This is a genomic window from Aestuariivivens marinum (assembly GCF_022662175.1).
In the GTDB taxonomy this organism is placed as follows: domain Bacteria; phylum Bacteroidota; class Bacteroidia; order Flavobacteriales; family Flavobacteriaceae; genus Aestuariivivens; species Aestuariivivens marinum.
This window is the reverse complement of sequence record NZ_JAKMCR010000004.1, coordinates 171,079-184,926: the sequence shown is the minus strand read 5'-3', so window position 1 is coordinate 184,926 and position 13,848 is coordinate 171,079. Positions and strand designations below refer to the sequence as shown.

6 protein-coding genes are annotated in these 13,848 nt (G+C 34.6%); 3 read left to right on the top strand and 3 right to left on the bottom strand.

Annotation, left to right across the window (positions count from 1 at the left end; all coding sequences use genetic code 11):
* The first annotated feature begins 23 nt into the window (after positions 1 to 23).
* The 3 genes from MR053_RS11435 (at position 24) to MR053_RS11425 (ending at position 7,919) form a co-directional block, all read left to right on the top strand.
* A complete protein-coding gene (locus tag MR053_RS11435; protein WP_242132568.1) occupies positions 24 to 2,039 on the top strand; it encodes a protein-disulfide reductase DsbD family protein in 2,016 nt (671 codons plus the stop codon).
* Between the two features lie 127 nt (positions 2,040 to 2,166).
* The gene (locus MR053_RS11430) at positions 2,167 to 3,681 is read left to right on the top strand and encodes an aminotransferase class V-fold PLP-dependent enzyme (protein WP_242132567.1); all 1,515 of its coding nucleotides are present in this window, start codon (positions 2,167 to 2,169) and stop codon (positions 3,679 to 3,681) included.
* 221 nt (positions 3,682 to 3,902) lie between these two features.
* Complete coding sequence (locus MR053_RS11425; protein ID WP_242132566.1) at positions 3,903 to 7,919, top strand: FG-GAP-like repeat-containing protein; 4,017 nt, start codon at positions 3,903 to 3,905, stop codon at positions 7,917 to 7,919.
* 73 nt (positions 7,920 to 7,992) lie between these two features.
* Here MR053_RS11425 and MR053_RS11420 read toward each other — a convergent pair whose 3' ends face one another.
* The 3 genes from MR053_RS11420 to MR053_RS11410 form a co-directional block, all read right to left on the bottom strand.
* Positions 7,993 to 9,447 (bottom strand): tagaturonate reductase, encoded by a 1,455-nt coding sequence (locus MR053_RS11420; protein WP_242132565.1) that lies wholly within the window; start codon positions 9,445 to 9,447, stop codon positions 7,993 to 7,995.
* Positions 9,448 to 9,529: 82 nt separating this feature from the next.
* Positions 9,530 to 10,540 (bottom strand): zinc-binding alcohol dehydrogenase family protein, encoded by a 1,011-nt coding sequence (locus MR053_RS11415; protein WP_242132564.1) that lies wholly within the window; start codon positions 10,538 to 10,540, stop codon positions 9,530 to 9,532.
* A gap of 42 nt (positions 10,541 to 10,582) precedes the next feature.
* Positions 10,583 to 13,693: a glycoside hydrolase family 2 TIM barrel-domain containing protein gene (locus MR053_RS11410; RefSeq protein ID WP_242132563.1), complete on the bottom strand. Its 3,111-nt coding sequence runs from the start codon at positions 13,691 to 13,693 to the stop codon at positions 10,583 to 10,585.
* Positions 13,694 to 13,848 lie beyond the last annotated feature (155 nt).

Sequence of the window (13,848 nt, the reverse complement as noted above, 5' to 3'; positions counted from 1 at the left end):
ACATTAAACCAACCTTAAAGAACATGAAAAAATCACTTCTTTTACTTTTTTTACTTTCAGTTTCAGTTTTCAATGCCCAAATATTTGAGCCGGTAAAATGGGCTACTTCAGTAGAGAAAATTTCCGATTCAGAATATTACCTTATAAGTACGGCAACCATAGATAAGGGGTGGCACTTATATTCGCAAGATGTGCCAGAAGATGGTCCAATTCCAACAACCTTTATCTATGACCAACAGGAGGGAAAGATTAATGTTATTGGTAATACAACAGAAGAAGAAGGACACACCGTTGATGATCCCGTATTCAATATGAAAATCAAATTCTTTGAAAACAAGGCTACTTTTAAACAAAAGATAGAGGTTATTGGAGAAATTACTAAGGTTATGGGAACTGTAGAGTTTATGGTCTGTGACGACGTAAGATGTTTGCCCCCAACAGAGGTGGACTTATCTTTTAAAATAGGTACATCAAATGCATCTGCTGAAACCAATACAGACGATAGTCCAAAATTATCTAATGAAGGCCCCCAAAAGACCGAAACCATTACTACAACAGAATCAGTAAACGCTACAGGTTCAGAAAAATCCAAATCAAGAAGCTTATGGGCTATCTTCATCATTGCATTTTTCTCAGGGTTTGCTGCATTGTTGACTCCATGTGTATTTCCAATGATCCCACTTACTGTTAGCTTTTTTACAAAACAAAGTAAGACAAAAGCACAGGGCATTAGAAATGCGATTTTCTATGGTATATCAATAGTAGTTATCTATGTATTACTAGGATGGCTAGTAAGTGCTATTTTTGGTCCAGCTGCCATGAATGCCCTATCTACCAATGTATGGTTCAACATTATTTTCTTTTTGTTATTAGTTGTTTTTGCTGTTTCCTTCTTAGGTGCTTTTGAAATTACCTTGCCTCAATCGTGGGCCAATAAGGTAGATGCACAATCGAACCGTAGCGGTCTAATAGGTATTTTCTTTATGGCCTTGGCCTTGGCCATTGTTTCCTTTTCATGTACAGGTCCAATAGTAGGCACTTTACTTGTTGAAGCTGCCGTTGGAGGCAATACCCTAGGCCCCATCATTGGAATGCTTGGTTTTTCTTTGGCCATTGCTTTGCCGTTTACATTATTTGCTGCCTTCCCGGGTTGGATGAATTCATTGCCAAAATCTGGTGGATGGCTTAATACGGTAAAAGTAGTACTTGGGTTTTTAGAACTGGCACTGGCCTTTAAGTTTTTATCCAATGCCGATTTGGTGCTTCAACTGCATCTTTTGGAAAGAGAAGTATTTCTAGCCATATGGATAGCTATTTTTGGTGCGTTGGCCTTTTATTTGTTTGGAAAAATCCAGTTACCCCATGATTCTCCAGTGACCTATATTTCTGTAGGACGATTAAGCTTAGGATTGCTTGTTTTAACCTTTACCATTTATTTAATCCCTGGTCTTTGGGGAGCTCCCCTAAAGATTATTAGTGGGTTTCCACCTCCTATGAAATACAGTGAATCTCCTTATGGAGTGGGCTTTACCAAGACGGGAAGTACAAGCTCTACAAGTTATGTTCCTGACGATGCTTTAGCTGCAGGTGGGGAAGTTGGCGAACACGGTATCATTATGTTTCATGATTACAACAAAGGTTTAGCCTATGCCAAAAAAGTAGGTAAACCAGTTATGATAGATTTTACTGGTCATGCTTGTGTTAATTGTAGAAAAATGGAGCAATTCGTATGGTCTGATCCAGCAGTACTATCGGTATTGAAAAACGATATTGTTATGATTTCCCTTTATGTTGATGATAAAAGAAAATTATCAGGTGATGAGATCGTCGATTCCAAATTAAAGCCTGGAAAGAAATTAAAATATATTGGTCAGAAATGGAGCGAACTACAAACCATAAAATATAAATCCAATTCACAACCTATGTACATTTTAATGGATCATCAGGAAAATAATCTTATAGAACCCGAAGCATATAACCCTAACGTACAGGAGTATTTGGATTGGTTAAATAAAGGTATTCAAAATTTTAAAGAATAAAAAAAGTATTAAAGTTTTACCATTAATGAGTATTTCTTTTTTAGTAATTAGTTAAAATTGATGGTGATTTTTGATTGATTAGGATCTCTCCGAAAATCAACCGGAGAGGTTATTTATAATTAGAACTATGAAGCAGATAATCCAAAACAATAATTCCAATTCTGTAAAAACAGATACAACTTTAGAAAATTATTTTCAACAGTTCAGAAAACATATAGTAGGTATAGACCAAACTTTTAAATCCCCTTATGGAGAGCAGAAGCTAATTTATACAGATTGGACAGCAAGCGGAAGATTGTATCAACCTATTGAAGAAAAGTTACTAAATGAAATGGGGCCTTTTGTGGCCAATACCCATACTGAAACATCAACCTCTGGTGCGGCAATGACATTGGCATATCATGAAGCTAGAAATATTATAAAGCGTCACGTCAATGCGAGCGCCAATGATATGTTAATTACATACGGCTCTGGAATGACCGGTGTGGTAAATAAATTCCAACGTATTTTAGGTTTGAAAGTTTCTGAAAACCTAAAGGATTATACGCAAGTACCCGAGGAGAAAAAACCGGTAGTGTTTATTTCCCATATGGAGCATCACTCCAATCAAACCTCATGGCTGGAGACTATTGCAGATGTTGTGGTAATTCCCAGTAATGAAGAGGGACTTATTTGTATGGAGAACTTTGAAAAAACTGTAAAAGAATACCAAAATAGGCCTATTAAAATTGCATCGGTTACGGCATGCTCTAATGTAACGGGTATAAAAACCAATTATCACAAAATTGCGGCATTAATGCACAAATATGATGGCTTGTGTTTTGTAGATTTTGCGTGTTCAGCACCTTATGTTGATATTGATATGCACCCAAATAATGAAGATGAGTATTTGGATGCGATCTACTTTTCTCCTCATAAGTTTTTAGGTGGACCGGGCAGCTCAGGCGTATTGATTTTCAATAAAAAATTATATAAAAACATGGTTCCCGACAATCCTGGTGGAGGCACCGTTAGTTATACAAACCCTTGGGGCGACCGTGACTATTTTGAAGATTTCGAAACAAGGGAAGATGGTGGTACCCCAGCATTTTTACAAACTATAAAAGTAGCTTTATCCATACAATTAAAAGAGCAAATGGGAACTGAAGCCATTAAAGCTAGAGAGGAAGAAATTAACACTCAAATCTTCAGAACCTTAGAGAATTTAAATGGTGTGAAAATTTTGGCTCCAAATCACAAGAATAGACTGGGAATTTTTTCATTTTATTTTGAAGATTATCATTTTAATTTGGTAGTCAAACTTCTTAACGATAGATTTGGCATCCAAACTAGAGGTGGCTGCTCCTGTGCGGGTACCTATGGGCATTATTTGTTAAATGTGGATCAGCAAACCTCAAAAGCCATAGAACAAAAAATTCTTGAGGGATGCAATACCGAAAAGCCTGGTTGGGTGCGTTTATCAATACATCCTACCATGACCAATGAAGAATTAGAATTTGTATGTAATTCGTTGGTGGATCTTTCTAAAAACATTGAGCATTGGGCTAAGGATTATAAATATGATCCCATTAAAAATGATTTTGTTCATAATTCTGCCCAACCTGTAGAAAAGGAATTGGTGAAAAAATGGTTTGATTTATAAACGGTTTCCATTTAATTTGCTTTAAAGAATCGTTTATAATTGGTCTTGGTTAGTCATTTTTAAAAAAGGATATTGAAGGCTATAAAATTTTTTACAGTCTTTTGCCTTTAAAGTTGATCTTTAAAAAGTAAAAGATCAAATTAATAACCAATGGAAAGGATTTAAGTATGAATCCTTTTTCTAAAAATTAATTTAGCATTAATAATTGCTAGTTGTTTACAATGCGATTTAAGCAAATTGTTTTTAATTTTCTTTTATGGTCAATTTGTAGTCAGAATCTTGTTTTTTCACAAGTTTTTGAACGTATTGATCATTTAACTGGATTAAAAGTACTTGAAGAAAACAATGGCGCTGCAGTTGCAGACTATGATGGTGATAACGATCTGGATATTCTTGTTGTTGCAAAAGGAAAAGATCTCTCTGGTATAGAAAAAACCCATAGCAAACTATTTCGAAATAATGATAATGGAACATTCACGGATGTTACCTTAGAATCGGGCCTGACAAATTTATTTCCAGCAAGTGAATACAGTGAAGAAAACCCATCGCTAGATGGTGTTAAATATGGTGTTTCTTGGGGAGACTACGACAATGATGGTTATCCCGATTTATTTCTAACCTATTTGTATAAAGTGCAACTATTTCACAATGAAGGAAATGGTACTTTTGTTGAAACTACTATAGAAGCTGGCATTGATAGGCAGAACGGATGTTGGAATACGAGTGCTTCTTGGTTCGACTTTAATAATGATTCTTATCTTGATTTATTTGTTTCCGATTGGGAACTGTGTGGACAAAACACATTCTACATTAATAATGGTGATGGAACTTTCAATAATGTTACCGAAGCATTTGGACTAAACAACTCTCCTGAAAGATCCTATCTAGCATTTCCTTTTGATTTCAATGAAGATGGTTGGATAGATATTTATATCACAAATGATTTTCAGACTCCAAATGACCTTTTCATTAACAATGCTGGAGCTACAGTAACCGAAGCTGCAGCATCATATGGGTTGGATTACTCATTCAATGATATGGGAGTGGCCATGGGAGATTATAATAAAGATGGTTTATTCGACATATATGTTACCACTATTAATTCAAATGCATTATTTAAAAACAATGGAAATTTAACATTCACTAATGTTGCTGAAGAAGAAAACATTAAAAATACTGGATGGGCATGGGATACTGCTTTTGAAGATTTTGACCTCGATGGTGATGAAGACCTTTTTGTTGTAAACGGCTTTAATAATACAGGGCCACAGTTTAATAAATATTTTAAAAATGAACTTGAAGAAATGGGTGGTGGGTTTATAGATGCTTCACAAGCTTCAAATTTAAATGAAGCTGGAGAAAGTATAAGCAGTACAACATTTGATTATGATAATGATGGCGACCTAGATATTTTAGTGACCAATAACGACAAGGAAATTTTCTTTTACGAAAATAAGACCATAAATATGTTTGAGGAATCTAACCTTAATTGGTTGAAAATTTCATTAGAAGGAACCATTTCCAACAAAGACGCCATAGGAACTATTATAACTGTTAAAACGGATAAAGGAGACTTTAAACGTTATTACAATGGTATTAGTTTTTTATCACAAAGTTTAAAACCAATTCATTTTGGCTTAGGAGACATCTCAAACATAAATGAAATCTTGGTCAAATGGCCTTCTGGAATTTTAGAGTCATATCAGCATTTTGAATCAAATACAACCATAAAATTTACTGAAAACCAGGGATTTGAAATTACAGATATTAGGCCAAGCATTAAAATAGTTGGTTGTACAGATCCTCTTTCTTGTAACTACAATCCAGAAGCTACAATACATGATAATAGTTGTGAATATTTAAATTCCAGTTTAATATCTGGACCTACACAATCGGGATTTCATCAAATAGCCAATTATACATATTCTTTAGGAAGTAATTCAACAGCATCTTGGCGTGTTGAAGGAGGTGAGATTATCTCTGGTCAAGGGACTGGTCAAATTAGTGTAAAATGGGGGCTAGAAGCCACGGGAAAAGTTATAGTTACTGAAATAAGTGAACTTTGCAATAGTCAAAGTTCTGAACTGGAGATATCATTAAATATAACAAGAGCTCATAATGATATTTCTATTGCACGTTTATGGAATGAAGCACTATTGGAAGCCATAAGAAATGATTATGCAAGACCCAATGTACATGCCAGAAATTTGTTTCATACTTCCATGGCGTTATTTGACACTTGGGCAATATACACCAACAAAGCAAAGCCTTATTTAATTGGTAATACGGTTAATGGATTCAAAAATGAATTTAAAGGATTTACACCCAACGAATTTGGAAACAACTCTGTTGACAAAGCATTAAGTTATACTGCATATAGATTATTGAAACATAGGTTTTTAAATTCTCCAGGAGCTGAAGAAAGTTTATCGCGGTTTGACTTAATTATGTCTCAATTAGGATACAATTTAGAAGAAACCTCCATAGACTATATATCTGGCAATGCCGCTGCATTGGGCAATTATATAGCCAAAACTGTTATTGATTATGGATATAGTGATGGATCACAAGAAGCTTTAGATTATGAATATAGCTATTACGAACCCGTAAATCCCCCTTTAGATTTAGCCGTTTCTGGGTTGAGTGATGGGATAAATGACCCTAACCGTTGGCAACCGCTTACTTTTAATACGTTTATTGACCAAAGTGGTAATTTAATTAATGGATCTACACCCAAGTTTTTGGGTCCCGAATGGGGTAATGTATCACCTTTTGCTTTACAAGAAGAAGATAAACTGACTTTTCAAAGGGATGGTAATAACTATCATGTATATCATGACCCGGGAACACCACCTCAATTAAACATTTATTCTAATAACGAATCCAGCGAACAATACAAATGGAACTTTTCATTGGTATCGCTTTGGAGCTCCCATTTAGATCCAACCGATGGTGTCATATGGGATATCTCACCAGGCAATATCGGAAACATAGATATCAATATTTTTTCAGATGATTTTGCCGATTTACCCTCTTATTACAAAGAATTAGAAGGGGGTGATATTGGACAAGGACATTCCATAAATCCTATAACAGGTAAGCCTTACTCACCGCAATTAGTTCCAAGGGCTGATTATGCCAGAGTGTTGGCAGAGTTTTGGGCAGATGGACCCGATTCCGAGACACCTCCAGGACATTGGTTTACTATCTTAAATTATGTGAATGATCATCCTCTGCTTATAAAAAAGTTTAATGGCAAAGGTGATGTTTTGGAGCCTTTAGAATGGGATATCAAATCTTATTTTATTCTCTCCGGTGCCATGCACGATTCCGCCATTTCAGCTTGGGGAATTAAAGGTTGGTATGATTACATCAGACCTATTTCAGCAATTCGTTATATGAGTAGCTTGGGTCAAAGTACAGACGAAAACTTACCAAATTACCATATTGGGGGTATTCCTTTAAAAGAAGGGTTTATCGAGTTAGTTGGTGAAAACGATCAACTGGCTTTTCACAATAATGAAAATATTGGAAAAATTAAAGTATTGGCATGGAAAGGACATGATTATATAATTAATTCTAAAACTGATGTAGCTGGTGTTGATTGGATCTTAGCTGAAAATTGGTGGCCCTATCAAAGACCATCATTTGTTACACCTCCCTTTGCTGGGTATGTTTCTGGGCACTCAACTTTTTCTAGAGCAGCAGCAGAGGTATTAACGCTTATTACAGGTGATGAATTCTTTCCTGGAGGTATGGGTGAATTTGTAGCTAAAAAGAATGAATTTTTAGCTTTTGAAAAAGGGCCCTCAGTAGATATTACCTTACAGTGGGCAACATACAGAGATGCTTCAGATCAAACCAGTTTATCAAGAATTTGGGGTGGTATTCACCCTCCTGCTGATGATATTCCTGGCAGAATAATAGGAGAAAGTGTAGGTATTAACGCTTATTATTTTGCATTACCATATTTTAGCCACGAAACAACTGAACCTTCTGATATCGAATTTAAAATATTCCCCAATCCAGTAATAGATAAAGAAATCTATATAACAAATACAAAGGCTTTAGATGAGTTTAAACTTTTTGATGTTTTAGGAAAATCAATACCAATATTAAATTCAACTTTTAGCGAATCCAACTCTAGTACCAAACTTACATTTCCTAATTCAATAACCTCTGGTATTTACATCTTAAAAAGTAATACATTTTCTAAGATTGTTTTAGTAAACAATTAATCCCGTTGTCTTTTTAAACGCTTATATTCTGAGGATAATAATTTTTTAGTCTTCTAAAAGTGTTTAAAACCATTTAAATATTTTGGATATGCTCACTTGTTAATGATTCAAGAGATTTGTGCATCCCATCATTTACAATACGCTCTAAACCATTAGTGACCGCTTTTTGCAGTCCATCAACTTTTGTTAAATCCATTCCCCAAAACTCAAGATTTTCAAGTGTTGCCTTAACAATTGTTGGAATATGTCCTTTAGCCCATTGTAACTTAAAGAATTCTAAAACAGATTGGGAATCTTTTAACGGAATAACATCATTGTTCCTTTCACCCTTATAGAACGCAATTAATGCTGATAACGAAAATAATAACCTACGAGGCAATTCTCCATTTCGCTTAATATACTCAAGAATAGAGGGTAGTACCCTTGTTTTAAATTTAGAAATAGAATTCAAGGATATACTCATCAATTCATGCTCTAGGTAAGGATTTAGAAAACGATCCAATACGTCATTTGCAAACTGATTGAGTTCAGCTTTTGGTAAATCCAGTGTTGGACAAATCTCTTCAAAAATAGCATCTTTTAAAAATTTGCCAACTATATGGTCTTCTATGGACTCTCGAACCTTATCGATACCATATAAATAACCCACAGGTACAAGTGTGGTATGGGCACCGTTCAAAATACGTACCTTACGCGTCCTATATGGCTCCATATTATCAGTAAAAACAATATTCAAACCACAAATCTCAGCCGGAATTTCCTTCTTTATAGATTCTGGACCTTCAATGACCCATAAATGAAACTGCTCCCCTTCTACCACTAAATTATCTTTGTATCCCAATTCTTTTATTACGTTGTCTATTTTACCCTTTGGGTATCCTGGAACAATTCTATCTACCAATGTATTGCAAAAAATATTACTGTTCTCTATCCAATCTACAAAAGCGATTCCTAGATTCCAGTCATTGGCATATTGCAATACTATTCTCTTTAAATTATCACCATTTCTATCGATAAGTTCACACGGGATAACAATTAATCCTTTGTTTGCAGCTCCATCAAAAGCTTTAAACCTTTTATACAACAAAGCGGTTAATTTTCCAGGAAAACTTTCCTGAGGTGCATCGTCTAATTTATCGTTTGCATTATAAGCTATTCCAGCCTCTGTAGTATTGGATAATACAAAGCGAATATCTGGATTTTGGGCAAGCAACAAAAAAGCACTATAATCTTTATACGGATTAATACCTCTATGGATACAATCAATTATTTCATGTTCGCTAATAGCCTTTCCGTTTTTAAGTCCGTTAAGATATAGTGTGTACAGACCATCTTGGTCGTTCAACATTTTTACCAATCCTTCCTTTATGGGCTGTACAACAACCACTCCTGCATCAAACTCTGCCTTTTTATTCATTACATGGATCATCCAATTGGCAAAGGCTCTTAAAAAGTTACCTTCTCCAAATTGTATGATTCTTTCGGTATAAGTTAAAACATTTTCTCTATCCCTATTTAATGTCTTCATGTTTTGAATACCTCTTTCTTTTAAGCAAGTTATTAGCTAAATTATAGCTGTTTATAAATTAGAAATTTGAAAACCTTTACTATTAATTAAAATCTACAGTAGCTTTTATAACACCTGTTTCTGGTTTTAACCAACTATCGAAATGGTCTATCATTTCTGTAAATGCCACATTGTGTGTAATGAATGAATCGGTTGGAAATTGATCTAACACATCAATAACATGCTCAAAATCTTCAACCGTGGCATTACGGCTACACATTAAAGTCATTTCCTTTGCATGTATTTTAGGATGGATATAGGTCAATTCTCCTTTGGATAGTCCTACCAACACAAATCGGCCTCCATGAGACATGTAATCAGGACATGCCTCTAATGCAAACTTATTCCCTGAAGCATCAAACACCGTCGTACATAAATCGCCATTAGTTATCTCAGAAACCTCATTAACTGTATTTTCTCCTGCCTCAACAATATATTCAACTCCTATTTTCTCTTTAGCATATTCTAACCGTTGCTTATTCATATCAATAGCAATAACTTTTGCACCTGCAATTTGTGCTAACTTCATAATACCTATTCCTATGGGGCCACACCCCACTACAGCTACGGTCTCCCCTGCTTTTATACCTGCCCTTCTTATGGCATGTGCCCCAATAGCTAAGGGTTCTACTATAGCCATCTGGTTGTCTGACAAATTATTAGCTGGCAACAAGATATCGTATGGTACAGTAATTTGTTCTTGCATACCTCCATCACCATGCACCCCCAAAACAGTTATATTAGTACAGCAATTAGTCTTTCCATTACTACAGGCAATACATTTGCCACAACTCACATAAGGCATTACTACGACTTTATCCCCTTTTTTAATTCCCTTGGGGTTTTCTCCTATCTCTAAAACTTCAGATGCTAACTCGTGTCCCAAAATTCTAGGATATGTGAAAAACGCTTGGTTACCGGCATAGGCATGTAAATCTGTACCACAGATACCCACTTTATTAATCTGCAACAAGGCCTCGTTTTCTTTCCTAGTTGGAACTTCCTTTTCTTTTAAAAGAAATTCACCAGGTTTTTCACAAACTATATACTTCATTTAAGCCAATAATTATTTTATAAAATTTAACATAAAGAGTACTTAATCTTTTTGAGGGACAACCCAATAAGAATAACTATAGGACTGGAATGGTAATCTATATTCTTCTAAAGGCAATGCTCCCCAACTATTAATACTACCCAATCCTTGTTGAAATCCGTCAATATTAACATAAACTTCATCCCTTGCAATAAGTTCTCCAGCATGTTTTTGGCCTTTTTCACTTCCAGAATCCAAGTCATCAACACTGTAATTTAAAGCTGAAATATCGAGGGGTTTATCTCCAAAAAGTTTTAAGGAAACCCCATCATCTGTTAGTATTTTCATCCAACGAACACCTCCTCTATTCCCGTTTTCTTGAGGCCTTATATAAGGAAAATAAAGATCAGAAACAGAACTTGAAAACAGCCCTACTTTAGCAGCATGCTGTCTATCGGCATAAGATTCGAAAGGACCTTTACCATACCATTCTACATTTTTAAAGTCTTTAGATAATATCCATTCGTTACCAAATTTAAACATGTTGGTATGATCTCCCTTTAATGCTTCAAAATTATTGGACACGTTAATTGTACCATCTCCATAAATTGTATAAACTTGTTTAAACATAGCATCTCCCCCAAACAGCTCTTTGGTACTAGATACAACTATTTTAGTTTTTAAGTTTTCTTTAATAGTTACTTGAGCCGTTTCATTTTTCCCGGCCATTTTCCATTCAGCGTATCTTTTTTGCAACCTTGCCCCATAATCATTATCGTTGGGCGCTCTCCAAAAATTTACTGCCCCTCCTTTTTCTATTAAAGATTTACCGCTAAAAGTAAAGGATGATAATGTCCCTGAAGTTTTATCTATTGAAACTTCAAAATTAGTTCCTATGACATTCACGGCTTTTGAAGTTTCTTCAAGCTCAATACTTGGTAGATTATTAGGTTCGTTATACGCAAACTCAACATCATTTATTTTAAATTGCTCATGCCCAATTTCAAAACCAGGTTCCAACAAAGGTTCTGCTTCTTTCAATACAGCTTTTAGGTTCAAAAAATATTCTATTCCTACATTAAAATCTTTTTTGAATGGAATTGAAAGCGTACTTATTTTTTGAGGTTGACAATCTATATTATCAATGCTTCCTGAGTCGACTACTAAACCATTACCTATAACTTCCCAATGTAATTTATAATTAGATAAATCCCTAAAGAAATACCAGTTCTTAATATCTATTAACCCTTCACTGATGTTATTTTCATAAAATTTGATGTTTTGATGGATGTGTTTAACTTCATTTATATGAGGGTTTGGCTTTCTATCGGGCTGTACCAATCCATTATTCAAGAAATTGTTATCGCTAGGTACATCTTCTGGGCCAAAATCGCCACCATAGGCAAAAATCGTCTTACCATTTTTTTCTGTCTTAATCCCTTGATCTACAAAATCCCAAATAAACCCTCCTTGTAGCTTATCGTATTTTTCGTATAAGTCCCAATATTCTTTAAAACCACCAATACTATTTCCCATAGCATGGGCATATTCACATTGAATCAAGGATCTTTCGTCTTCATCTGAAATTGCATATTTCTCACAATAATCGGGTGAAGCATACATAGGCACATATAGATCGGTATTCCACTCTAAACCTGCTCTTTCATATTGTACTGGCCTAGTACTGTCCAATTTTTTAGCTAACAAATATGTATTATAAAAATTGTATCCGTTTCCTGCCTCATTACCTAAGGACCAAATAACAATTGAAGGGTGGTTTTTATCGCGTAATACCATTCTTTCTGTTCGATCCAAATGCGCTTTTAACCATTTAGGGTTGTTGGCAAGTGTTTTATTAAGGTTATACCCCATACCGTGGGACTCTACATTAGCTTCATCTATAACATAAATGCCATATTGGTCACAGAGCTCATACCAATAAGGGTCATTTGGGTAATGACAGGTTCTAACAGCATTGATATTATACTTTTTAAATATTTGGATATCCTTAAGCATATCTTCTTTCGATACCACATGCCCGGTTTCAGGATCTGTCTCATGTCTGTTAACTCCTTTAAAGAGTATGGGTTTACCGTTTAACAAATACCTACCATTAACAACCTCAGAGCTACGGAACCCAATTTTTTTCGAAATTACTTCTTTAATATTACCTGATTTATCTTTTAGAATTATATTTAAAGTATAAAGATTTGGTGCTTCTGCCGACCAATTTTTTACCTTTGGGACAACCGTTTTAAAATTTAAAACAGCTAACGTATTGGAATTGAATTCAACTTTCTTATTCGACTGAAATATAGTTTTATCTAGATCCAGTAGTTCAATTTCAACAGTTCCTTTATACTTTTTCGAAATGGCATTTGAAACATCGACTTGTAATTCAAAATCACCATCTATATATTGGTTTACTAACCCTGATTTTACCGTAAAATCTGAAATATGAACTTTTGGTCTGGCATATAAATAAACATCTCTTTCGATACCAGATATACGCCAAAAATCCTGACATTCTAGATAACTACCATCACTCCATCGGTACACTTCCATAGCTATGGTATTTTTACCCGGTTTAACAAAGTTTGTTAAGTTAAACTCAGCTGGTAATTTTGAACCTTGACTATACCCTACTTTTTTACCATTTACCCAAATGTAAAAAGCTGATTTAACTGCTCCCAAATGAATAAATATGTCTTTATTGTTCCAATGGGTTGGCAACTCAAAAGATCTTTTGTAAGACCCCACAGGATTATAACCATCTGGAATATCGGGTGGGTTAGGATTGTTAACAGCAAATGGATACGTTGTGTTAGTATAAATGGGAATCCCATAACCTTCTACTTCCCAATTAGAAGGCACTTTAATATCATCCCATTGATCCACATTAAAATCATCTAAATAAAATTTTTCTGGCCTTAATTCAGGTGATTTAACCCAGTTAAATTTCCATGTTCCATTTAACAATAAATAGTTGTCAGCTCCTTCTAGATCATTTTTTAATGCAATCTCTTTTGAACTAAATGGAAAAAAAGACGCCCTAGCTGCCAATTTATTTTCTGAAATAACATCTGGATTTTCAATTACAGGATCTAAAGTTTGAGATATTAGAGTGTTAGACAATAACAATACGATTACAGTAATTTTCTTTAAAATTTTCATTAAAACTAGCCTTTATTTGGTGATTAAATTCATTAATTATTACAGATGTTTTTTAACCTAATATTCTTCTAAACAACCTATAAATATTGAAGGCGCAATATAAACAATAAGCACTTTAAATTAAAATATTTTTTTACACTTAAATAATATTTTTA

Coding starts and splice junctions, on each gene's coding strand:
- MR053_RS11430 (WP_242132567.1), top strand. CDS start 2,167: ATGAAGCAGATAATCCAAAACAATAATTCCAATTCTGTAAAAACAGAT.
- MR053_RS11410 (WP_242132563.1), bottom strand. CDS start 13,693: ATGAAAATTTTAAAGAAAATTACTGTAATCGTATTGTTATTGTCTAAC.
- MR053_RS11435 (WP_242132568.1), top strand. CDS start 24: ATGAAAAAATCACTTCTTTTACTTTTTTTACTTTCAGTTTCAGTTTTC.
- MR053_RS11420 (WP_242132565.1), bottom strand. CDS start 9,447: ATGAAGACATTAAATAGGGATAGAGAAAATGTTTTAACTTATACCGAA.
- MR053_RS11425 (WP_242132566.1), top strand. CDS start 3,903: ATGCGATTTAAGCAAATTGTTTTTAATTTTCTTTTATGGTCAATTTGT.
- MR053_RS11415 (WP_242132564.1), bottom strand. CDS start 10,540: ATGAAGTATATAGTTTGTGAAAAACCTGGTGAATTTCTTTTAAAAGAA.